15 protein-coding genes and 3 rRNA genes are annotated in these 22,223 nt (G+C 67.9%); 15 read left to right on the forward strand and 3 right to left on the reverse strand.

All coding sequences use genetic code 11. The features are described 5' to 3' along the window. The first annotated feature begins 9 nt into the window (after positions 1–9). Positions 10–1,236, forward strand: a complete 1,227-nt coding sequence (locus tag AC3CCI_RS08665; RefSeq protein WP_488626888.1) for an ROK family protein — start codon at positions 10–12, stop codon at positions 1,234–1,236. Positions 1,237–1,420: 184 nt separating this feature from the next. Here AC3CCI_RS08665 and AC3CCI_RS08670 read toward each other — a convergent pair whose 3' ends face one another. Then, entirely contained in the window at positions 1,421–2,143 is a 723-nt protein-coding gene (locus AC3CCI_RS08670; protein WP_488626889.1) for a metal-dependent transcriptional regulator, read from the reverse strand. Positions 2,144–2,205: 62 nt separating this feature from the next. Then, the gene (locus tag AC3CCI_RS08675) at positions 2,206–3,723 is read right to left on the reverse strand and encodes an FGGY family carbohydrate kinase (protein WP_488626890.1); all 1,518 of its coding nucleotides are present in this window, start codon (positions 3,721–3,723) and stop codon (positions 2,206–2,208) included. Between the two features lie 156 nt (positions 3,724–3,879). Between AC3CCI_RS08675 and AC3CCI_RS08680 the strand changes: the two genes are divergently transcribed. The 4 genes from AC3CCI_RS08680 (at position 3,880) to AC3CCI_RS08695 (ending at position 7,214) form a co-directional block, all read left to right on the forward strand. Next, positions 3,880–5,166, forward strand: coding sequence for an adenylosuccinate synthase (locus AC3CCI_RS08680; RefSeq protein WP_488626891.1), 1,287 nt, complete (start codon positions 3,880–3,882; stop codon positions 5,164–5,166). Between the two features lie 64 nt (positions 5,167–5,230). Next, positions 5,231–5,656, forward strand: a complete 426-nt coding sequence (locus tag AC3CCI_RS08685; RefSeq protein ID WP_123520388.1) for an organic hydroperoxide resistance protein — start codon at positions 5,231–5,233, stop codon at positions 5,654–5,656. 140 nt (positions 5,657–5,796) lie between these two features. Next, complete coding sequence (locus AC3CCI_RS08690) at positions 5,797–6,156, forward strand: chorismate mutase (protein ID WP_354595202.1); 360 nt, start codon at positions 5,797–5,799, stop codon at positions 6,154–6,156. Further along, complete coding sequence (locus tag AC3CCI_RS08695; protein ID WP_488626892.1) at positions 6,153–7,214, forward strand: lactonase family protein; 1,062 nt, start codon at positions 6,153–6,155, stop codon at positions 7,212–7,214. The genes AC3CCI_RS08690 and AC3CCI_RS08695 overlap by 4 nt, the downstream gene beginning before the upstream one ends. An 84-nt stretch (positions 7,215–7,298) precedes the next feature. On the opposite strand, the gene AC3CCI_RS08700 is transcribed toward AC3CCI_RS08695, so the two are convergent. Further along, positions 7,299–7,865, reverse strand: a complete 567-nt coding sequence (locus AC3CCI_RS08700; protein ID WP_488626893.1) for a TetR/AcrR family transcriptional regulator — start codon at positions 7,863–7,865, stop codon at positions 7,299–7,301. Between the two features lie 170 nt (positions 7,866–8,035). Between AC3CCI_RS08700 and AC3CCI_RS08705 the strand changes: the two genes are divergently transcribed. The 10 genes from AC3CCI_RS08705 to AC3CCI_RS08750 all read left to right on the forward strand — a co-directional run bounded on the left by AC3CCI_RS08705 (position 8,036) and on the right by AC3CCI_RS08750 (position 22,177). Continuing rightward, entirely contained in the window at positions 8,036–9,580 is a 1,545-nt protein-coding gene (locus AC3CCI_RS08705; RefSeq protein ID WP_488626894.1) for an MFS transporter, read from the forward strand. Between the two features lie 117 nt (positions 9,581–9,697). Beyond that, entirely contained in the window at positions 9,698–10,783 is a 1,086-nt protein-coding gene (locus AC3CCI_RS08710) for a 3-isopropylmalate dehydrogenase (protein WP_354595198.1), read from the forward strand. A gap of 8 nt (positions 10,784–10,791) precedes the next feature. After that, a complete protein-coding gene (locus tag AC3CCI_RS08715) occupies positions 10,792–11,925 on the forward strand; it encodes a branched-chain amino acid aminotransferase (RefSeq protein WP_056260682.1) in 1,134 nt (377 codons plus the stop codon). Then, positions 11,922–12,692: a fumarylacetoacetate hydrolase family protein gene (locus AC3CCI_RS08720; protein ID WP_354595196.1), complete on the forward strand. Its 771-nt coding sequence runs from the start codon at positions 11,922–11,924 to the stop codon at positions 12,690–12,692. Before AC3CCI_RS08715 ends, AC3CCI_RS08720 begins: the two co-directional genes overlap by 4 nt. A gap of 9 nt (positions 12,693–12,701) precedes the next feature. Further along, a complete protein-coding gene (locus AC3CCI_RS08725) occupies positions 12,702–13,718 on the forward strand; it encodes a YeiH family protein (protein ID WP_488626895.1) in 1,017 nt (338 codons plus the stop codon). Positions 13,719–14,254: 536 nt separating this feature from the next. Then, positions 14,255–15,774: ribosomal RNA gene (locus AC3CCI_RS08730) — 16S ribosomal RNA — on the forward strand. Between the two features lie 470 nt (positions 15,775–16,244). Then, a 23S ribosomal RNA gene (locus AC3CCI_RS08735) occupies positions 16,245–19,367 on the forward strand. Between the two features lie 174 nt (positions 19,368–19,541). Then, a 5S ribosomal RNA gene (gene rrf / locus AC3CCI_RS08740) occupies positions 19,542–19,658 on the forward strand. The 16S, 23S and 5S rRNA genes sit together here, the layout of an rRNA operon. Positions 19,659–19,754: 96 nt before the next feature. After that, positions 19,755–21,245, forward strand: a complete 1,491-nt coding sequence (gene gltX / locus AC3CCI_RS08745; protein ID WP_488626896.1) for a glutamate--tRNA ligase — start codon at positions 19,755–19,757, stop codon at positions 21,243–21,245. Then, on the forward strand, positions 21,242–22,177 hold the full coding sequence (locus AC3CCI_RS08750) for an NAD(P)/FAD-dependent oxidoreductase (protein ID WP_488626897.1): 936 nt from the start codon (positions 21,242–21,244) through the stop codon (positions 22,175–22,177). The genes gltX and AC3CCI_RS08750 overlap by 4 nt, the downstream gene beginning before the upstream one ends. Positions 22,178–22,223: the final 46 nt, after the last annotated feature.

Consider the following 22,223-nt stretch of genomic DNA (forward strand, 5'->3'; position numbering starts at 1 on the left):
CACGTGACGATGGCAGACCCGACGCCGGCGCCGACCACCACGTTGTCCACCCCACCCGATCTCGGGGCACGGTTCGACCGGGTGCGACGGGCCAACCTGGCGACCGTGCTCGCGCTCGTGCACGTCGACGGGCCCGCGTCACGGTCGGCCCTGACCCAGGCCACCGGGCTCAACCGGTCGACCATCGCGGCGCTGGTCGGCGAGCTGGTCGAGCTCGGGCTCGTCGTCGAGAGCGACCCCGTCGGCAGCAACAAGGTCGGGCGCCCGAGCCCGGTCGTCACCCCGAGCGCACGGGTCGTCGCCCTGACCGTCAACCCCGAGATCGACGCCGTCACCGTCGGCGTGGTCGGCCTCGACGGGGCGGTCCAGCACCGTGTGCGGCGAGAGACCGCCGACGTGCCGACGGCGTCCGACGCGGCGCGCGTCGCGGCCGCCGTGATCGCCGACCTCCGGGCCGAGACGCTGGCGTCCGACGTGCGGGTCGTCGGGGTCGGGGTCGCCGTGCCGGGCCTGGTCGACGCCACCGGGGGAGTCGTGCGGCTCGCCCCGCACCTCGGGTGGGTCGACGAACCGTTCGCGGCCGTGCTGGCCTCTGCCACGGGGCTGCCCACCGACGCCGCCAACGACGCGTCGCTCGGAGCCATCGCCGAGGGCCGGTTCGGTGCGGGCCGCGGGGTCGGCGACCTGGTCTTCCTGAACGGCGGGGCCAGTGGCGTCGGCGGGGGAGTCCTGCTCGACGGACGGCCCATGACCGGCGTCGGGGGTTACGCCGGCGAGATCGGCCACACCCTGGTCAACTCGTCCGGTCGGGTGTGCCACTGCGGCGCCGTCGGGTGCCTCGAGACCGAGGTCGGCCAGGCCCGCCTGCTCGCCGTCACCGGGCTCGACCGTGGTCAGGCCGATCGGCTCGACGCGGCGCTCGCGGGGGCCGAGCCCGGGTCGCCCGTCGCGGTGGAGGTCCGACGCCAGATCGACTTCCTGGCCGTCGCCCTGCGCGGCGTCGTCAACGCGTTCAACCCCGAGCTGATCGTGCTCGGAGGGTTCCTCGGGTCGCTGCACGCGGCCGACCCCGACCGCCTGGCCGAGCGGGTCCGCTCGCAGTCCCTGCCCGGCGCCCGGGACGGCGTCCGCCTCGTCCGCGCCGCGCTCGGCGCCGACCGTCTGACCATCGGCGCCGCCGAGCTCGCCTTCGCGTCGGTGCTGGCCGACCCGGCCTCCGCCGCCCGCGCCTCCTGACCCGGCCCGCGCCTCCTCGTCCGGCCCGCGCCTTCGTCCTACATCCCGCCACGAGATCGACACTCCGCCACGCCATCGCGTGGCGGAGTGTGTACGTCGTGGCGGCCAGGCGCCGAGACCGGACGGCAGGCAGGCCGGCAGGCAGGAAGGCCAGCAGGTGGCCGGGCGGTGCAGCCCGCAGGGCTCAGGCGTGCGTGTGCGGCTCGGAGTTCGCCCAGACCGACGACGCCGCGACGCCGGCCAGCTCGACGCTGCCGACCGCCCGGTCGTGCGCGTCGGTCAGGACGACCTGCAGCGATCCGGCGTAGTCGCGGCGCTCGCCGACCCGGACGTGGGCGCCGACGCGCAGGTCGAGCGAGCTGAGGTAGCGCAGCAGCTCGGGCTCGTCGTCCGAGACGCGCACGACGAAGCCGCACTCGCCCTCGACGAAGTCGCCCAGCGGGTGGGCGGGCGGGCGCACGACCGTGCCGTCCGCCGCGGGGATGGGGTCGCCGTGCGGGTCGGCCGTCGGGTGCCCGAGCTCGACGTCGAAGCGGTCGAGCAGCCGGTCGCTGACCGCGTGCTCGAGCACCTCGGCCTCGTCGTGGACCTCGTCCCAGCCGTATCCGAGCCGTTCGACGAGGTACGTCTCGATCAGGCGGTGCCGGCGGACCATCGACACCGCGATCGCCCGACCCTCGTCGCTCAGCGCGATGCGCCGGTAGGGCTCGTAGTCGAGGTAGCCGTCGCGGTGCAGCTTGCGCAGGTTGCCCGAGACGGTCGAGGCGCTGACCCCGAGGGTGGCGGCGATCTCGTTGGTCGAGATGCCGGAGTCGGCCCCCTCGACGGCCCATTCCTCGGCCTTCCAGATGACCTTGAGGTAGTCCTCGGCCATGGTCGTGCGCGTGCTGGCCGGGTCGCTGGGCATGGCCCGATCCTAGACGCCGCCACCCGCGCCTCCCGCGTGGTGACGCCCCGGCGCGCGCCGGGTCACGGTCGCGGCAGCGACCCCAACCCCTGCGCCGCCCGGTAGCGCTCGCCGACGGCGGGGCGCAGGTCGGAGTCGAAGGAGGCGCTGGTCGCCGGCGCCCAGGTCGGTCGCGTCCCCGAGAGGGCCCAGCCGGCCTGCCGTGCCGCACCGTCGGCGACGTACTCGCCGGGCTCGGGCACGACGACGGGCAGGTCGAACACCTGGCGGGCGACGGCCTGCACCGCGGGGTTCAGGGCGGCCCCGCCGATGATCAGCACCCTGCTGGCCTCGACCCCCTGTCGGCGGACCGCGGCGGCGCCGTCGGCGAGGGCCGACAGCATGCCCTCGACGGCGGCCCGCGCCAGGTTCTCGCGGGTCGAGCTCGCCAGGGTCAGGCCCGACAGGGTGGCCGTGGCGTCGGGCAGGTCGGGGGTGCGCTCGCCCTCGAAGTAGGGCACGAGCGTGACGCCACCGGCGCCCGGTTCGGCCGCCAGGGCCAGGCGGGCCAGCTCGTCGTGGTCGACGCCCAGCAGCCCGCCGATCGACGAGAGCACGCGGGCCGCGTTCAAGGTGGCGATCAGCGGGAGGTAGCCGCCGGCCGCGTCGGCGAAGCCCGCCACGGTGCCGCTCGGGTCGGTGACGGGGCGGTCGGTGACGGCGAACGCCGTGCCGCTCGTGCCGATGCTGATCACGAGGTCGCCCACGGTGGCGTCGAGCCCGAGGGCCGCGCCGGCGTTGTCGCCCGCCCCGGCGCCGACGACGACGCCGGCGGGCACCGGGCCGTTCGCGACCGTCGTCCCGGCCGCCGCGTCGGCCGGCAGCACGCGCGGCAACACGACGCGCCCGTCGGCATCGGCGTCGGCATCGGTGCCGGCGTCGGCGTCGGCGCCGGCCTCCCCGGCGCCGCGCGCCTCGCGAGCCGCGCGGCCGAAGGCGTGCTCGAACAGGTCGAGGTCGTACCCCTCGGCGGCGGGGCTCCAGTACGAGGTGCCGCTGGCGTCCGAGCGGTCGGTGACCAGGGCGTCGAGGTCGGGCCCGAGCGGGCTCTCGTCGGCGGGGCCGAAACCGAGGAGGCGCCAGGTCAGCCAGTCGTGCGGCAAGGCCACCGCAGCCACCCGCGCCGCGGCCTCGGGCTCGGCGTCGCGCAGCCAGCGCAGCTTCGTCGCGGTGAACGAGGCGACGGGCACCGACCCCGTGCGCCGGGCCCAGGCGCCCGCGCCCAGTTCGGCGGTCAGGTCGCGGGCGGCAGGCGCGCTGCGGGTGTCGTTCCAGAGCAGGGCGTCGCGGACGACGCGCCCGTCGGCGTCGAGGGCGACGAGCCCGTGCTGCTGCCCGGCGATCGAGAGGGCGGCGACGTCGTCGAGTCCGCCGGCGTCCGCGATCGCCGCGAGCAGCGCCTCCCACCAGGCCGCCGGAGGCACCTCGGTGCCCTCGGGGTGCCCGGCCGACCCCTGACGGACGAGTTCGCCCGTCGAGAGGTCACGGACGACGACTTTGCAACTCTGGGTCGAGGAGTCGACCCCGGCGACGAGACTCATGGGCACAGTTTGTCGTAAGAAACCACAAATGGCCACCGGTGCCGCCGGGTCGACCGGCACCGCGCCTCCCGACCGCCACCGGGCGGCCCGGACGCGGCTGCCGGTAGACTCAAGTGCACCTCACCCGGTGCGTTCCCCCGACGTGAGGAGAGACCCGTGCCAGCAGTGGTGATCATCGGAGCCCAGTGGGGCGACGAGGGCAAGGGCAAGGCCACCGACCTGTTGTCGAGCCGCATCGACTACGTCGTCAAGTTCAACGGCGGCAACAACGCGGGCCACACGGTGGTGATCGGCGACCAGAAGTACGCGCTGCACCTGCTGCCCTCCGGCATCCTCTCGCCCGGCGTCACGCCCGTCATCGGCAACGGCGTCGTCGTCGACATCGAGGTGCTGTTCGACGAGCTCGACGCACTGATCGCCCGCGGCATCGACGTCTCGCGGCTGCGGGTCAGCGCGAACGCGCACGTCATCACGCACTACCACCGCACCCTCGACAAGGTGACCGAGCGCTTCCTCGGCAAGCGCCAGATCGGCACGACCGGTCGCGGCATCGGGCCGACCTACGCCGACAAGATCAACCGCGTCGGCATCCGCGTGCAGGACATCTTCGACGAGGGCATCCTGCGGCAGAAGGTCGAGGCGGCCCTCGACCAGAAGAACCACCTGCTCGTCAAGATCTACAACCGCCGGGCGATCGAGGTCAACGAGGTCGTCGAGTCGCTGCTGTCGTACGCCGAGCGCCTCAAGCCGATGGTCGCCGACACCGCGCTCGAGATCCACCAGGCGCTCGAGGCCGACAAGACCGTGCTGTTCGAGGCGGGTCAGGCGACCATGCTCGACGTCGACCACGGCACGTACCCGTTCGTCACGTCGTCGTCGGCGACCGCCGGCGGGGCCTCGACCGGCTCGGGCATCGGCCCGGGCCGCATCGAGCGGGTCATCGGCATCGTCAAGGCGTACACCACCCGCGTCGGTGCCGGGCCGTTCCCGACCGAGCTCTTCGACGCCTCGGGAGAGTTCCTGCGGGCCAACGGCTTCGAGTTCGGCACGACCACCGGCCGTCCGCGTCGCTGCGGCTGGTACGACGCCCCGATCGCGCGCTACACGGCCCGCATCAACGGCGTCACCGACTTCGTGCTCACGAAGCTCGACGTGCTGACCGGACTCGAGACCATCCCGGTCTGCGTGGCGTACGACGTCGACGGCGTCCGTCACGACGAGGTGCCCGTCTCGCAGAGCGACTTCCACCACGCGACGCCGATCTACGAGGAGTTCCCCGGCTGGAGCGAGGACATCACCGGCGCCCGCGAGTTCGACGACCTGCCGAAGGCCGCCCAGGACTACGTCCTCGCCGTCGAGGCGATGAGCGGCGCCCGCATCTCGGCCATCGGCGTCGGCCCCGGTCGCGACGCCATCGTGCAGCGTCACGACCTGCTCGGCTGAGCCGCGCTACCACACTCACCCGCCCCCGAGCCAACTCCCAGAATCTAGGTATGGTCTTCTCCTCATGACACTCGACATCGCCTACACCGCCATCGCCCACGCCACCGGCGGGGGTCGTGACGGCCACGTCCGCAGCGAAGACGACCGACTCGACTTCGACACGCGTCCGCCGAAAGAGCTGGGCGGTTCGGGCGAGGGCACCAACCCCGAGCAGCTGTTCGCCGCGGGCTTCGCCGCCTGCTTCCTCAGCGCCATGCACGGCGCCGGCAAGAAGCTCGGCGTCGACACGACCGGTGCCGAGGTATCGGCGAGCGTCGGCATCGGCGGCAACGGCGAGGGCGGGTTCGGCCTCGCGGTCGAGCTCGACATCTACACGCCGAACGTCGAGCCCGGGCGCCGACAGGAGCTCGCGGACGCGGCGCACCACGTGTGCCCGTATTCGAACGCCACGCGAGGCAACGTCGAGGTCACGCTGACGCTGGTCGACTGACCGCACCCGGCCGCACCCGGCCGCACCCGGCCGCACCCGGCCGAGAAGGAGGCGCGTCCTGCGAGAGCGGGACGCGCCTCCTTCGTCCGCGGGCGGGCCGTCGGCGGCCTCGTCGCCGACGTCGCCGATAGGGTCGGTCCATGGCACTCGACAGTCCTCTCGGGGCGGACAGCCCCCTCAGCTCGGCCGACCAGGGCGCGATCGACGAGCTCTCGGGCATCCGTCAGAGCATCGACAACATCGACGCCGCGCTCGTGCACATGCTCGCCGAACGGTTCAAGTACACGCAGTCCGTCGGCCTGCTCAAGGCGGCGGCGGGCATGCCCGCCAGCGATCCCGAGCGTGAACGCGTGCAGATCCAGCGCCTGCGGCGCCTGGCCGAAGAGGCCCAGCTCGACCCGGCCTTCGCCGAGTCCTTCTTGAACTTCATCGTCGCCGAGGTGATCCACCACCACGAGCGGATCGCCGCCGGCGACGACCTCGGCGCGAGCCGGTCGTGAGCGACGTCCGGGCGGACGCCCCGCAGCGGCTGTACGTCGGGTCGTACACGGCGGTCAGCGGTGGTCACGGCACCGGCATCACGGTGCTCGAACGCTCGCGGGCCGACGGCCGCTGGCAGGCCGGGCAGGTCGTCGAGGCCGACGACCCGTCGTTCCTCGTGGTCACCGAGGGGGCGCTGCACGCGGTCGCCGAGACGACCGAGGGGCGCGTGCTCTCGTACACGATCGCGGCCGGACGGCTGGTCGAGGCGGGCGTCGCCGCCTCCGGTGGGGCCTCGCCCTGTCACATCGCGCACGACCCGGCCTCGAACGCCCTCCTCGTGGCCAACTACGCCGGCGGCACCTTCGGCGTGCTGAGCTCCGAGGCCACCGACCCGACACGCGTCACCGCCTCGGTCGCGCTCCCGGCGGGTTCCGGCCCCGTCGTCGAGCGTCAAGGGGGGCCGCACGCCCACCAGATCGTCCCGACCCCGTGGGGCACCCACGTCGTCAGCGACCTCGGCACCGACCGGCTGATCGAGATCACCGTCGACACCGTCACGCTCGAGCCGTCGGTCGTCGCCGTCCACGCGATGCCCGCCGGTTCGGGCCCGCGGCACCTCGCCCGGCTCGGCGACGACCTGCTGGTCGTCGGCGAACTCGACGCGCGCCTGTACGTGCTCCGGCGTCAGGGCGACGAACTCGTCGTCGCGTACTCGGTGGCCGTCGTCGAGGGCGAGCCGAACGAGCAGGGCGACCTCCCGTCGCACCTCGCCGTGCACGGCTCGCGCGTGTACGTCGCCACCCGCGGCCGCGACACGATCAGCGTGCTCGAGCCCTCGGTCGACACCGAGGGCGGTTCCGACGGGGCCGAGCCCACGCGGCTGCGCCTGGTCGGCCAGGTGCCCTGCGGTGGAGCCTGGCCGCGCCACTTCGCCATCGCCGACGGCCTGCTCTACTGCGCCAACCAGGGGTCCGACACCGTCTCGGTGCTGCCCCTCGACGAGGCGACGGGCCTGCCCGGCGCCCCCGTCGACCTCTTCACCACCGGCAGCCCGGCCTGCATCGTCGCCGTCTGACCGCCGGGGCCCCACGGGTCGGCCGACGCCCACCCTCGCGCAACACCATCTCGGCGGGGGGCCCGAGTACCGAGGAGGCGCGGGTCAGGCGCGCGGCACGAGCCGCTGCAGCACGGCGATGACGTCGTCGATCGACGCGTCGTGCCTCGGGTCGCCGCCCGACTCGCTCGGCGAGAACGGCCGCGGCGTGAAGTACAGCCCGTCCGACACGAGCGACACCACCCGGGCGACCGCGGGGTCGCCGACGGAGTCCAGCACGACCTGGTGCCAGCGGGCCTGCATCGCGGTCAGGGCCTCGAGGGCCCTGGGGTGCCGGCCGCTGGCCGCCAGGTTCGAGACGGCGGTGATGCACCGGTCGAGGGGGTCGTCCGCCGGGATGGCCGCGGGCGACGAGGTGCGGACGAAGTAGTCCACGACGCCCTCCGGGGCGCTGGTCATCGCGGCGACGTCGTCGTCGAGCAGGGTGGAGAGCCGGTCGACGAGGGCGTCGACCAGGGCCTCGCGCGTCGGGAAGTGGTACAGCAGCCCGCCCTTCGAGACCCCGGCGGCGGCGGCCACGGCGTCGAAGGTCGCGGCACGCTCGCCCTCGTCGACGACGAGCGCCTCGAACGTGTCGAGCATCGACTCTCGGGCTGACGGTCGGGGGCTCATTCTGTTACTGTACCGTCTGGACGGTGTAACTGTACCGTCCGGACGGTCAGCACCCGCGCCTCCTGGCCACGTCTGCTGCCGGAGCCGGCCGATCGCCGCGACCGAGGTGCACCCTCGGTCGTCCACCTCCGCCCCGTCGCATCGCGACCGACCGATCTCGAGAGAGCACCATGACCCGCCCCGCCTCCGTCCCCGTCACGAGCCCGACCGGCGTCCCGCCCCGGGCCGGCCGACGTCAGTGGGCCGCGCTGGTCGTGCTGATGCTGCCGGTGCTGCTCGTCTCGGTCGACAACACCGTGCTGAGCTTCGCCCTGCCCGAGATCTCGACCGCCCTGCAGCCGAGCGCCGCGGGGCAGCTCTGGATCGTCGACGTGTACTCGCTCGTCCTCGCCGGGCTGCTGGTGGCGATGGGGTCGATGGGCGACCGCTTCGGTCGCCGCAAGCTGCTGCTGATCGGGGCGAGCGGCTTCGCCGTCGTCTCGGTGCTCGCGGCCTTCTCGACCAGCGCCGAGCACCTGATCGCGGCCCGCGCCGTGCTGGGCTTCTTCGGGGCGATGATCATGCCGGCGACGCTGTCGCTGCTGCGCAGCACCTTCCTCGACCGGGAGCAGCGCCGTCTCGCGATCGCCGTCTGGGCGTCTGGCTTCGCCGCAGGCTCCGCCCTCGGGCCGATCGTCGGCGGCGTGCTGCTCGAGCACTTCGCCTGGGGATCGGTCTTCCTGATCGCCGTGCCCGTGCTCGTCCCCCTCGTCATCGCGGGCCCGCTGCTGTTGACCGAGAGTCGCGACCCCGACCCCGGGCCGGCCGACCCGCTGTCGGTCGTGCTCTCGCTGGCGGCGATGGCCCCGGTCGTCGCGGCGATCAAGCTGCTCGCGACCGACGGCCTCGTCTGGCCGGTCGTCGTGCTGGCCGTCGTCGGCGTCGGTTCGGGCTGGCTGTTCGTCCGCCGCCAGCTCGCTCGCCCGCGTCCGTTGCTCGACGTGCGCCTCTTCACGAACCCCGTGTTCGCCGGGTCGGTGATGGTGAACCTGCTCGCCGTCGTGGCGCTCGTGGCCTTCCTGTTCTTCACGACCCAGCACCTGCAGCTGGTCGTCGGCCTGCGTCCGCTGCAGGCCGCGACGACGCTCGTCCCCGGCCTCGTCGTCATGATCCTGGCCGGCCTCGGCGTCGTGCGGGTCGTCCGGTGGCTGCGCCCGCGCACCATCGTCGCGCTCGGCCTCGCCTCGGCCGCCCTGGCCTACGCGGCGGTCTGGGCCACCGGCGCCGGGGCCCCGGTCGTCGTCTTCGTCGTGGCCTTCGCCTTCGTCGGGCTGGGCGTCGGCGCGGCCGAGACGATCTCGAACGACCTCATCATCGCGGCCGTGCCCGCGAACCGGGCGGGCGCGGCGTCCGCGGTGTCCGAGACCGCCTACGAGGTCGGCGCCGTGCTCGGCACCGCCGTGCTCGGCAGCATGCTGACCGCCATCTACCGGGGCGCGCTGGTCGTCCCGGCGGGGGTGCCGACCGAGGTCGGCGAGGCCGCCCGCGAGACCCTGGGAGGCGCGGTGGCGGTCTCGTCCGGGCTGCCCGACGACCTCGCGGGCTCCCTGCTGCACGCCGCGACCGACGCCTTCGACCAGGGGCTCGTCGTCACGGCCGGGGTCGGGGCCCTGGTGATGGTCGCCGCGGTGGTGGTCGCGCTCACGACCCTGCGCCGCGCCTCCTCGGCCGACTGAAGCCCCGCCTCGACCGGGCCACCCCGGCACGGGTGGACCGGCCCCTGCCTCGCGGCCCCCGCGGCCGCCGCGGCCACGGGTAAAGTGTGGCGAGCCCCCCGAGACGCCAGGAGAACCATGCCCCGCACCGTCAGACTCGCCGCCATCCCCGGAGACGGCATCGGCCCCGAGGTCGTCGCCGAGGCGCTGAAGGTGCTCGAGGTCGCGGCGGGTGACGACGCGACGTTCGACGTGACGACGTTCTCGCTCGGTGCGGCACGGTACCTCGAGACGGGCGACGTCCTGACCGACGACGACCTCGCGGCCGTCGCGTCGCACGACGCGATCCTGCTCGGTGCCGTCGGAGGCGACCCGCGCGACCCCCGCCTGGCCGGGGGCATCATCGAGCGCGGCCTGTTGCTGAAGCTGCGCTTCGCCCTCGACCACTACGTCAACCTGCGGCCGACCAAGGTGCACCCCGGCGTGCCCTCGCCGCTCTCGTCGCCCGGCGAGGTCGACTTCGTCGTCGTCCGCGAGGGCACCGAGGGGCCCTACGTCGGCAACGGCGGCGCGCTCCGGCAGGGCACGCCGCACGAGATCGCCAACGAGGTCAGCGTCAACACGGCCTACGGCGTCGAGCGCGTCGTGCGGTTCGCCTTCGAGAAGGCGCGCAGTCGCCGGGGCCGACTGACCCTCGTGCACAAGACCAACGTGCTCGTCTTCTCGGGCAGCCTGTGGCAGCGCACCGTCGACGCCGTCGCGGCCGAGTACGCCGACGTGACGGTCGACTACCAGCACGTCGACGCGGCCACGATCCACCTGGTCGTCGACCCCTCCCGCTTCGACGTCATCGTCACCGACAACCTCTTCGGCGACATCCTCACCGACCTCGCCGGCGCCATCAGCGGCGGCATCGGCCTCGCGGCGTCGGGCAACGTCAACCCCGACGGGGCGTTCCCGAGCATGTTCGAACCGGTGCACGGCTCGGCCCCCGACATCGCGGGCCAGCAGAAGGCCGACCCGACCGCGGCGATCCTCTCCGTCGCCCTGCTGCTCGAACACCTCGGCCTGCCCGAGGCCGCCGCCCGCGTCACCCGGGCCGTCGACGACGACGTCGCCGACCGTGCCTCGCGTGAGTCGTCGCTGCCCGCCCGCCGCACCGCCGAGATCGGCACGGCCATCGCCGACCGCGTCCGCACCCTGTCCCCGTCTGCCTCCGCCTGAAGGGCATCATGACCACCACCGACCACGTCTCCGCCCCGACCGACGACCCGGCCGGCTTCCCCCTGCAGTTCGAGTTGACGCCGTCCGAGACGGCCCGCGACGACGCCGAGCGCGAGACGATCCTCAGCGACCCCGGCTTCGGCAAGCACTTCACCGACCACATGGTCACGATCGAGTGGACCCTGGCCGACGGGTGGCACGCCGCGTCCGTGCACCCGTACGGCCCGCTGCAGCTCGATCCGTCCGCCTCGGTGCTGCACTACGCGCAAGAGATCTTCGAGGGCATGAAGGCCTACCGCCACGCCGACGGTTCGGTCTGGTCGTTCCGCCCGGACGCCAACGGTCGACGCCTGCAGCGCTCGGCCCGCCGGCTGGCGCTGCCCGAGCTCAGCACCGACGACTTCGTCGAGTCGGTCCGCCAGCTCGTCCGGGCCGACCTCGACTGGGTGCCCTCGGCGCCCGAGACGAGCCTGTACCTGCGACCGTTCATGATCGCCACCGAGGCGTTCCTCGGCGTCCGCGCCGCGCACGAGGTGTCGTACCACGTCATCGCGAGCCCGGCGGGTGCCTACTTCAGCGGTGGCGTCTCCCCCGTCTCGATCTGGTTGACCACGAACTACGCCCGCGCGGGCAAGGGCGGCACGGGCGCGGCCAAGACCGGCGGCAACTACGCGTCGTCACTGCTGCCGCAGCAAGAGGCCTACGAGAACGGCTGCCAGCAGGTGCTGTTCCTCGACTCGTCCGAGAGCGCCTACATCGAAGAACTCGGCGGCATGAACGTGGTGCTCGTGAAGAAGGACGGCACCCTCGTCACCCCCGACAGCGACTCGATCCTCGAGGGCATCACGCGCGACTCGATCCTCGAGCTGGCCGAGGCCAGGGGGCACCGCGTCGAGCGTCGGCGCGTGACGATCGACGAGTGGCGTGACGGCGTCGAGTCCGGCGACATCGTCGAGGTCTTCGCCTGCGGCACGGCCGCCGTCGTCGTCCCCATCGCCGAGCTCAAGGGCGAGGGCATCCACATCGGTTCGCCCGCCGCGTCCGGCGGCGAGCTGACCATGTCGCTCCGCGAAGAGCTGACCGACATCCAGTACGGCCGTCGTCCCGACGTCCACGGCTGGATGACTAGGCTCGACGCGTGAAGATCGCCCGTTTCGCCACGCCAGGAGAAGACCCCCGCTACGGCATCGTCGACGAGCGCGAGCTCATCGTCCTCGCCGGCGACCCGATGTACAGCGGGTACGAGACCACGGGCGAGCGGGTGTCCCTGCGTCAGGCGAAGCTGCTCGCGCCGGTGATCCCACGCTCCAAGGTGGTGGGCGTCGGCCTCAACTACCAGGACCACGCCGACGAGCTCGGTCAGTCCGCGCCCGAGGCACCGATCCTGTTCCTCAAGCCGAACACGACGGTCATCGGCTTCGGCGACTCGATCCAGCTGCCGCCCGACGTGGGGCGGGTCGACTTCGAGGGCGAGCTCGCCGTCGTCATCGGTTCGATCGCCAAGCGCGTCAAGGCCGAGGACTACCAGGACGTCGTGTTCGGCTACACCGTGGCCAACGACGTCACGGCGCGCGACGTGCAGAACGCCGACGGCCAGTGGACGCGGGCCAAGGGCTACGACACCTTCCTCCCGCTCGGGCCGTACATCGAGAACGAGTTCGACTGGACCGACGCGACGATCGAGACGCGCGTCGACGGCGAGGTCATGCAACGCGAGTCGACGATGCAGATGATCCACAAGATCCCCGAGCTGATCGAGTACGTCACCGACGTCTTCACGCTCCTGCCCGGTGACGTCATCCTGACCGGCACGCCCTCGGGCATCGGCCCCTTCACCTCGGGCCAGACCGTCGAGGTCGCGATCTCGGGCATCGGCTCGTTGATCAACCCCGCCAAGAACCGGGTCTAGGCCCGTCCCGTGAGCCCGTCCGCCGTCGCCGCGCCCTCGCGCGCGCAGTCGGTGCCGGGGCTCGCCCTCGCCGGGGTCGCCTACGGGGTGGCCTGGGTGCTGCACCTCCTGCTGCCGGCGGTGCCGGTGCTCACCTGGTGCGTCCTGCTCGGCATCGCCGTCGCCCAGGTCCGGCCCCTCCGCCCGCGACTCGACGGCAGCTGGGGGCCAGGACTCACCCTCGCGGCCAAGCGTCTGTTGCGCATCGGGGTGGTGCTGCTCGGCCTCCAGCTCAGCCTGGTCGACGTCGCCGGCCTCGGCTGGGTGACGATCGTCGTCGTGGTCGCGATCCTCGTGCTGACCTTCGCGGTCACCTACCTGCTCGGGCGATGGGCCCGACTGCCCGGTGACCAGCCCCTCCTGCTGGCGGCCGGCTTCTCGATCTGCGGAGCCTCGGCCGTCGGCGCCATGAGCGCCGTCACCCGCGACCGCGGCAAGGACGCCGCGACCCCCGTCGCCCTCGTCACGCTGTTCGGCACCCTCGCCATCGCGGTCCTCCCCGTGGTCGGCGGATGGGTGGGCCTGACCGACCTCGAGTTCGGCGCCTGGGTGGGGGCGAGCGTGCACGACGTCGGCCAGGTGGTGGCCACCGCCCAGACCGCCGGCGCCGCGGCTCTCGCCGTCGCGGTGGTCGTCAAGCTCACGCGGGTGCTGATGCTCGCGCCCGTCGTGGCGATCACCTCGACGGTCGTCCGCCGGCAGGGCGCCGACGGCGGAGCACGCCCGCCGATCGTCCCGCTCTTCGTCGCGGGCTTCGCGGCCATGGTGCTCGTCCGCACGGTGGTCCCCCTTCCGGAGGCGCTGCTCTCGACCGCGGGCACGGTCCAGTCGGTCCTGCTCGGACTCGCGCTCGTCGGCCTCGGGTCGGGCATCCGCCTCGAGCGCCTCGTCCGCACCGGTGGTCGCGCGGTGTTCGTCGGTCTCGCGTCCTGGATCGTCATCGCCACCGTCTCGCTCGGGGCGGTGCTCGTCCTGCCGCTGGGGTAGAACCCCGGAATTCCGGGCATCGGCGGCGCGACACGCCCGGGATGCACGGAGGTTTGGTCACACCCGCCAGGTCGTGTGTAAAGTAATCACTCGTCACCCCAAAGGTGCGGCGGAGCGAAGATCCTCCGGCCTCAAGCGGGACCAACTTCCAAGTCCTCGAGTTGCTTCACAGCCTCGGACCAAGCGAGTTGCGAACACTGAACAAGATGATGTAGAGTTACGGCTCGTTCCGCAAGGGACATCGGCACGGACTTGAGATCATCGTCAGTGCAAGAAGGTTACAGAACTGCCCAGGGCAAAGGTCTACTCAGGCTGGGTCCCCGGTGCGTTTGGTCCTTGAGAACTCAACAGCGTGCACATTGTCAAATGCCAAATTATACCCTGGCATTGCTTGTGGCTTTACCGTTTGGTGGGGTTGTGAGTGGTGTATAGGTTTCTTTGAGATTGATGGACAACAACAATCGTCAGATTGTTTTGTTCTTTAGTCAGCATCAAATTCAGCAGTCATGGCCTATTCCGGTTGTGCTGTTTTTTCTTTTACGGAGAGTTTGATCCTGGCTCAGGACGAACGCTGGCGGCGTGCTTAACACATGCAAGTCGAACGATGAACTGGAGCTTGCTCCAGGGATTAGTGGCGAACGGGTGAGTAACACGTGAGTAACCTGCCCTTGACTCTGGGATAAGCGCTAGAAATGGCGTCTAATACCGGATACGAGCTTCAGCCGCATGGCTAGGAGTTGGAAAGAATTTTGGTCAAGGATGGACTCGCGGCCTATCAGCTAGTTGGTGAGGTAATGGCTCACCAAGGCGACGACGGGTAGCCGGCCTGAGAGGGTGACCGGCCACACTGGGACTGAGACACGGCCCAGACTCCTACGGGAGGCAGCAGTGGGGAATATTGCACAATGGGCGAAAGCCTGATGCAGCAACGCCGCGTGAGGGATGACGGCCTTCGGGTTGTAAACCTCTTTTAGTAGGGAAGAAGCGAAAGTGACGGTACCTGCAGAAAAAGCACCGGCTAACTACGTGCCAGCAGCCGCGGTAATACGTAGGGTGCAAGCGTTGTCCGGAATTATTGGGCGTAAAGAGCTCGTAGGCGGTTTGTCGCGTCTGCTGTGAAATCTGGGGGCTCAACCCCCAGCCTGCAGTGGGTACGGGCAGACTAGAGTGCGGTAGGGGAGATTGGAATTCCTGGTGTAGCGGTGGAATGCGCAGATATCAGGAGGAACACCGATGGCGAAGGCAGATCTCTGGGCCGTAACTGACGCTGAGGAGCGAAAGCGTGGGGAGCGAACAGGATTAGATACCCTGGTAGTCCACGCCGTAAACGTTGGGAACTAGATGTGGGGGCCATTCCACGGTCTCCGTGTCGCAGCTAACGCATTAAGTTCCCCGCCTGGGGAGTACGGCCGCAAGGCTAAAACTCAAAGGAATTGACGGGGGCCCGCACAAGCGGCGGAGCATGCGGATTAATTCGATGCAACGCGAAGAACCTTACCAAGGCTTGACATATACCGGAAACGTCCAGAGATGGTCGCCCCGCAAGGTCGGTATACAGGTGGTGCATGGTTGTCGTCAGCTCGTGTCGTGAGATGTTGGGTTAAGTCCCGCAACGAGCGCAACCCTCGTTCTATGTTGCCAGCACGTTATGGTGGGAACTCATAGGAGACTGCCGGGGTCAACTCGGAGGAAGGTGGGGATGACGTCAAATCATCATGCCCCTTATGTCTTGGGCTTCACGCATGCTACAATGGCCGGTACAAAGGGCTGCGATACCGTAAGGTGGAGCGAATCCCAAAAAGCCGGTCTCAGTTCGGATTGAGGTCTGCAACTCGACCTCATGAAGTCGGAGTCGCTAGTAATCGCAGATCAGCAACGCTGCGGTGAATACGTTCCCGGGCCTTGTACACACCGCCCGTCAAGTCATGAAAGTCGGTAACACCCGAAGCCAGTGGCCTAACCCTTGTGGATGGAGCTGTCGAAGGTGGGATCGGTGATTAGGACTAAGTCGTAACAAGGTAGCCGTACCGGAAGGTGCGGCTGGATCACCTCCTTTCTAAGGAGCATGTACCCGCCCCGCTGTTTACACGGGGAGTTTCGGGTCAAGTCGGTTTCGAAGCGAATGTCTTCGGCCGGCGCTCATGGGTGGAACATTGACGATGGCTCTTCGCGGAGAGCATCAGCGCTAGTACGGCACCTTCGTGGTGTCTGGAAGGTGAGGGTGTTCAAGGTGGAGGGCATGCACGCTGTTGGGTCCTGAGGGACCAAGCACCCACACTTGGTGTGGGGGTTTTACCTCTGGGCCATGAAAGTCCTGCATCAATGGCAGGGTGATCATGGTGCCGCCCGTATTTTGAGAACTACACAGTGGACGCGAGCATCTTAGTCGCAAAGAATTGCCGGCCTTCGGGTTGGTTGTTGTTTGTGATACTAAGTGCAATTTCTTAGACCAACCCGCCCTTCGGGGTGTGGTTGGCGAATGAGATAACACTGACGCTGCCGGTCTTTGGCTGGCAGCAACTTTGTGGTCAAGTTTCTAAGAGCAAACGGTGGATGCCTTGGCATCTGGAGCCGAAGAAGGACGTAGAAATCTGCGATAAGCCTCGGGGAGCTGATAATCGAGCCCTGATCCGAGGATTTCCGAATGGGGAAACCCCGCCAGGCGTTATGTCTGGTGACTCCCGCCTGAATATATAGGGCGGGTAGAGGGAACGTGGGGAAGTGAAACATCTCAGTACCCACAGGAAGAGAAAACAACAGTGATTCCGTCAGTAGTGGCGAGCGAAATCGGAAGAGGCTAAACCGGTCATGTGTGATAGACGGCGGTCGTTGCATGGTCGGGGTTGTGGGACCCGTTGTCCTGTTCTGCCGGACAGGAGCAGTTACAGCGCAGTATAGGCGAACAGCTTTGAATGGCTGGTCATAGAGGGTGCGAACCCCGTAGCCGAAATGCTGGCGCTGGCTGAATGGGTATCCCAAGTAGCTCGGGGCCCGAGAAATCCCGTGTGAATCTGTCAGGACCACCTGATAAGCCTAAATACTCCCAGATGACCGATAGCGGACAAGTACCGTGAGGGAAAGGTGAAAAGTACCCCGGGAGGGGAGTGAAATAGTACCTGAAACCGTTTGCTTACAAACCGTTGGAGCCTCCTTGTAGGGGTGACAGCGTGCCTTTTGAAGAATGAGCCTGCGAGTTAGCGATATGTGGCGAGGTTAACCCGTGTGGGGTAGCCGTAGCGAAAGCGAGTCTTAATAGGGCGATACAGTCGCATGTCCTAGACCCGAAGCGAAGTGATCTATCCATGGCCAGGTTGAAGCGACGGTAAGACGTCGTGGAGGACCGAACCCACTTAGGTTGAAAACTGAGGGGATGAGCTGTGGATAGGGGTGAAAGGCCAATCAAACTTCGTGATAGCTGGTTCTCTCCGAAATGCATTTAGGTGCAGCGTTGCGTGTTTCTTGCCGGAGGTAGAGCTACTGGATGGCCGATGGGGCCCAAAAGCTTACTGACGTCAGCCAAACTCCGAATGCCGGTAAGTGAGAGCGCAGCAGTGAGACGGTGGGGGATAAGCTTCATCGTCGAGAGGGAAACAACCCAGACTACCAACTAAGGTCCCTAAGCGTGTGCTAAGTGGGAAAGGATGTGGAGTTGCATAGACAACCAGGAGGTTGGCTTAGAAGCAGCCACCCTTGAAAGAGTGCGTAATAGCTCACTGGTCAAGTGATTCCGCGCCGACAATGTAACGGGGCTCAAGCACACCACCGAAGTTGTAGATTTCGTATTATAGACAAGCCTTCGTGGTTCAGTCGTACGGAGTGGTAGGAGAGCGTCGTGTGGCCAGTGAAGCGGCGGTGTAAACCAGCCGTGGAGGCCACACGAGTGAGAATGCAGGCATGAGTAGCGAAAGACGGGTGAGAAACCCGTCCTCCGAAAGACCAAGGGTTCCAGGGCCAGGTTAATCCGCCCTGGGTAAGTCGGGACCTAAGGCGAGGCCGACAGGCGTAGTCGATGGACAACGGGTTGATATTCCCGTACCGGCGAAGAACCGCCCAAGCTAATCCAGTGGTGCTAAGAGTCCTAACCCGGCTGAGTGGATCCCTTCGGGGTGATGCCGGCCGGTCTAACGCTCGACCCCATGCTGGTGCGGTTAACGTATTAACAGGTGTGACGCAGGAAGGTAGCTGAGCCAGGCGATGGTATCCGTAAGGTGAACCTGGTGTAAGGATGTAGGGCTGACGATAGGCAAATCCGTCGTCAATGCGCCTGAGATCCGATGCGTACCCCGATTGGGGGAAATCAGTGATCCTATGCTGCCGAGAAAAGCATCGACGTGAGGTTCAAGCCGCCCGTACCCCAAACCGACTCAGGTGGTCAGGTAGAGAATACCAAGGAGATCGAGAGAATCGTGGTTAAGGAACTCGGCAAAATGCCCCCGTAACTTCGGGAGAAGGGGGGCCGGAACCGTGATGGGATTTACTCCCGGAGCGGGAAAGGCCGCAGAGACCAGTGGGAAGCGACTGTTTACTAAAAACACAGGTCCGTGCCAAGTCGCAAGACGATGTATACGGACTGACGCCTGCCCGGTGCTGGAAGGTTAAGAGGAAGGGTTAGCGCAAGCGAAGCTCAGAATTTAAGCCCCAGTAAACGGCGGTGGTAACTATAACCATCCTAAGGTAGCGAAATTCCTTGTCGGGTAAGTTCCGACCTGCACGAATGGCGTAACGACTTCCCAGCTGTCTCAACCGCGAACTCGGCGAAATTGCACTACGAGTAAAGATGCTCGTTACGCGCAGCAGGACGGAAAGACCCCGTGACCTTTACTACAGCTTGGTATTGGTGTTCGGAGTGGCTTGTGTAGGATAGGTGGGAGACTGTGAAGCTTGGACGCTAGTTCAGGTGGAGTCATTGTTGAAATACCACTCTGGTCACTTTGGATATCTAACTACGAACCGTGATCCGGTTCTGGGACAGTGCCTGGTGGGTAGTTTAACTGGGGCGGTTGCCTCCCAAAAAGTAACGGAGGCGCCCAAAGGTTCCCTCAACCTGGTTGGCAATCAGGTGTCGAGTGTAAGTGCACAAGGGAGCTTGACTGTGAGACTGACAAGTCGAGCAGGGACGAAAGTCGGGACTAGTGATCCGGCAGTGGCTTGTGGAAGCGCTGTCGCTCAACGGATAAAAGGTACCTCGGGGATAACAGGCTGATCTTGCCCAAGAGTCCATATCGACGGCATGGTTTGGCACCTCGATGTCGGCTCGTCGCATCCTGGGGCTGGAGTAGGTCCCAAGGGTTGGGCTGTTCGCCCATTAAAGCGGTACGCGAGCTGGGTTTAGAACGTCGTGAGACAGTTCGGTCCCTATCCGCTGCGCGCGTAGGAAATTTGAGAAGATCTATCCCTAGTACGAGAGGACCGGGATGGACGAACCTCTGGTGTGTCAGTTGTCCTGCCAAGGGCACCGCTGATTAGCCACGTTCGGAACGGATAACCGCTGAAAGCATCTAAGCGGGAAGCCGGCTTCGAGATGAGATTTCCATACCCTTCGGGGTGAGAGGCTCCCAGCTAGACTACTGGGTTGATAGGCCGGATGTGGAAGTGGGGACTAACGACCCATGGAGCTGACCGGTACTAATAAGCCGATAACTTGACAACACTCCCTCCCTGTAGAGGCGGGGGAAAGCTGCTTGCGTCCACTATGTGGTTCCCGAAATACGGTCGGGAACAACGAAACACACAACAACTAAACACAGACAAGACGCCACACCTTACGGTTTGGCGCATGGTCTGAAACAGACTTCACCACCAGGCATGGTGTGTGGTAGATGTTTCGGCGGCCATAGCGAGAGGGAAACGCCCGGTCACATTCCGAACCCGGAAGCTAAGACTCTCAGCGCCGATGGTACTGCAAGGGGGACCTTGTGGGAGAGTAGGACACCGCCGGACTCCTTTTGGGATACACCAGAAAGGCCCCTTCTTCGGAAGGGGCCTTTCTGCGTTTAACGCTGATCACGGGGCCGGCCGCCGGTAAGATCGTCATCGATGTCTGCTCCCTTCTCGACCGCCACCGGCACCGATGTGCGCGTGCGGTTCTGCCCCTCGCCCACCGGTACGCCGCACGTCGGCCTCATCCGAACCGCCCTCTTCAACTGGGCCTACGCCCGGCACACGGGCGGCAAGCTCGTCTTCCGCATCGAAGACACCGATGCAGCTCGTGACAGCGAAGAGAGCTACGAGCAGATCCTGGACGGGCTGCGGTGGCTCCGCATCGACTGGGACGAGGGCGTCGACGCCGGTGGGCCTCACGGACCGTACCGCCAGTCGCAGCGCCACGACATCTACCGGGGCGTCATCGACCAGTTGCTCGAGCGGGGGCTGCTGTACGAGAGCTTCGCCACGGGGGAAGAGATCGAGGCGCGCAACATCGCCAAGGGTCGCGACCCGAAACAGGGTTACGACAACTTCGAGCGTGACCTGACCGACGAACAGCGCGCCGCGTTCCGTGCCGAGGGGCGCCAACCAGCACTTCGCCTGCGGGTTCCCGACCGCGACCTCAGCTTCGACGACCTCGTGCGTGGTGAGATCACCTTCCCCGCCGGCTCGTTCAGCGACTTCGTGGTCGTGCGCCCGAACGGCGTCCCGCTGTACACGTTCGTCAACCCGCTCGACGACGCCCTGATGGGCATCACGCACGTGCTGCGTGGTGAAGACCTCCTGTCGTCGACGCCTCGCCAGATCGCCCTCTACGAGGCACTCGTCGAGCTCGGTGTCACGAGCTTCGTCCCGCGCTTCGGGCACCTTCCGTACGTCATGGGCGACGGCAACAAGAAGCTCTCCAAGCGCGACCCCGAATCGAACCTCTTCCACCACCGTGATCGTGGCTTCGTCCCCGAGGGGCTCGTCAACTACCTGGCCTTGCTGGGCTGGTCGCTGACCCACGATCGCGACGTGTTCTCCATCGACGAGATGGTGGCCGCCTTCGACGTGATGGACGTCAACCCCAACCCCGCTCGCTTCGACGTCAAGAAGGCCGAGTCGATCAACGGAGACCACATCCGCCTGCTCGAGGTCGACGACTTCACCGAGCGCCTCCTGCCGTACCTCGACGGCATCGTCAGCACGCCTCCCACCGCGGCCGAACGGTCCGTGTTGGCTCTGGCGGCGCCCCTCGTCCAGGAGCGCATGACGCTGCTCTCCGAGGCTCGCGGCATGCTCGGGTTCCTCTTCGTGGGCGACGACGAGCTGGTGTACGACGACGACGCGCTGGGCTCGTTGGGTGAGCGGTCCGGCGAGGTGCTGCGCGCCTCCTCGGCTGCGCTCGAGGGCGTGACCGACTGGACGCACGAGCCCATCCAGGCCGCCCTCAAGGCGGCGCTGGTCGACGAGCTGGGGCTCAAGCCCCGGGTCGCGTACGGGCCGCTGCGCGTCGCCCTGTCGGGGCGACGGGTCAGCCCGCCGCTGTTCGAGTCGATGGAGATCCTCGGCCGCGAGTCGACGCTCCGCCGCCTGACGGCCCTCGCCGAGCGACCATGACCGAGCGCTACGACGTCGCCGTCATCGGGGGAGGGCCTGCGGGGCTGAGCGCGGCGCTCAACCTCGTCCGTGCCCGACGCCGCGTGCTGCTGATCGACAGCAACCGGCCGCGCAACTCGGCCACGCTGCTGTCGCACGGCTACCTCACCCGCGACGGGATCTCGCCCCTCGAGCTGCGCAAGCTCGGGCGTGACGAGTTCTTGGGCTACGAGGGCGCCGAGCACCGGCAGACGCTCGCGACCGACGTGCGACCCGTCGACGGTGGGTTCGAGGTGTCGTGCGAGTTCCGCGGGCAGCAGTCGTCCGCGGTGGCCGGCGTCGTCCTCGTGACCACCGGTCTCAGCGAGACGCTGCCCGACGTCGGCCAGCTGCGCGCCTTCTACGGCACGTACGTCCACAGCTGCATCGAGTGCGACGGGTACGACAAACGCGACCAGCCCCTCGCCCTGATCGGTGAGCACCCCGACCTGACCGAGCGGGCCCTCCTGCTGTCGCAGTGGACCGACGACCTGATCGTCTTCACCCACGGGTCCGACGTCGTCGGCGCGGACGACGAGCAGCTCCTGGCCGCCCGCGGCATCCGGGTCGAGCGGCGACGGGTCACGAGCATCGACGGCGACCGCGACGGCATGCGCGGCGTCGTGCTCGAGGACGGGACGACCGTGCCCCGCGCCGGTGGTTTCGTGCGGCCCGAATGGTCGGCGGCGCTCGACTACGTCGCCGCGACCGGGGCCGATCTCGACGACGACGGCCTGCTCGTCGTCGACGGACACGGCCGCACGTCCGTGCGCGGGCTCTACGCCGCGGGCGAGAGCACCGCCCCCGGCCCACAGCAACTGATCGTGGCCGCCGGTGACGGGGCACGCGTGGCCGCGGTGATCAACCGCGACCTCATCGGTGGCCTCGAGCACCTGGCGGATGCTGTACAGTAGACGTCGGTCCAGGTGATGGGCCGAGCAGTGACGAAGACCTGACGGT

It is taken from the genome of Frigoribacterium sp. CF331, assembly GCF_057787905.1.

Excerpts from the sequence above, each read along its gene's own strand:
- AC3CCI_RS08665 (WP_488626888.1), top strand. The coding sequence starts at position 10 with ATGGCAGACCCGACGCCGGCGCCGACCACCACGTTGTCCACCCCACCC.
- AC3CCI_RS08670 (WP_488626889.1), bottom strand. The coding sequence starts at position 2,143 with ATGCCCAGCGACCCGGCCAGCACGCGCACGACCATGGCCGAGGACTAC.
- AC3CCI_RS08675 (WP_488626890.1), bottom strand. The coding sequence starts at position 3,723 with ATGAGTCTCGTCGCCGGGGTCGACTCCTCGACCCAGAGTTGCAAAGTC.
- AC3CCI_RS08685 (WP_123520388.1), top strand. The coding sequence starts at position 5,231 with ATGACACTCGACATCGCCTACACCGCCATCGCCCACGCCACCGGCGGG.
- AC3CCI_RS08690 (WP_354595202.1), top strand. The coding sequence starts at position 5,797 with ATGGCACTCGACAGTCCTCTCGGGGCGGACAGCCCCCTCAGCTCGGCC.
- AC3CCI_RS08700 (WP_488626893.1), bottom strand. The coding sequence starts at position 7,865 with ATGAGCCCCCGACCGTCAGCCCGAGAGTCGATGCTCGACACGTTCGAG.
- AC3CCI_RS08705 (WP_488626894.1), top strand. The coding sequence starts at position 8,036 with ATGACCCGCCCCGCCTCCGTCCCCGTCACGAGCCCGACCGGCGTCCCG.
- AC3CCI_RS08710 (WP_354595198.1), top strand. The coding sequence starts at position 9,698 with ATGCCCCGCACCGTCAGACTCGCCGCCATCCCCGGAGACGGCATCGGC.
- AC3CCI_RS08715 (WP_056260682.1), top strand. The coding sequence starts at position 10,792 with ATGACCACCACCGACCACGTCTCCGCCCCGACCGACGACCCGGCCGGC.
- gltX (WP_488626896.1), top strand. The coding sequence starts at position 19,755 with ATGTCTGCTCCCTTCTCGACCGCCACCGGCACCGATGTGCGCGTGCGG.
- AC3CCI_RS08750 (WP_488626897.1), top strand. The coding sequence starts at position 21,242 with ATGACCGAGCGCTACGACGTCGCCGTCATCGGGGGAGGGCCTGCGGGG.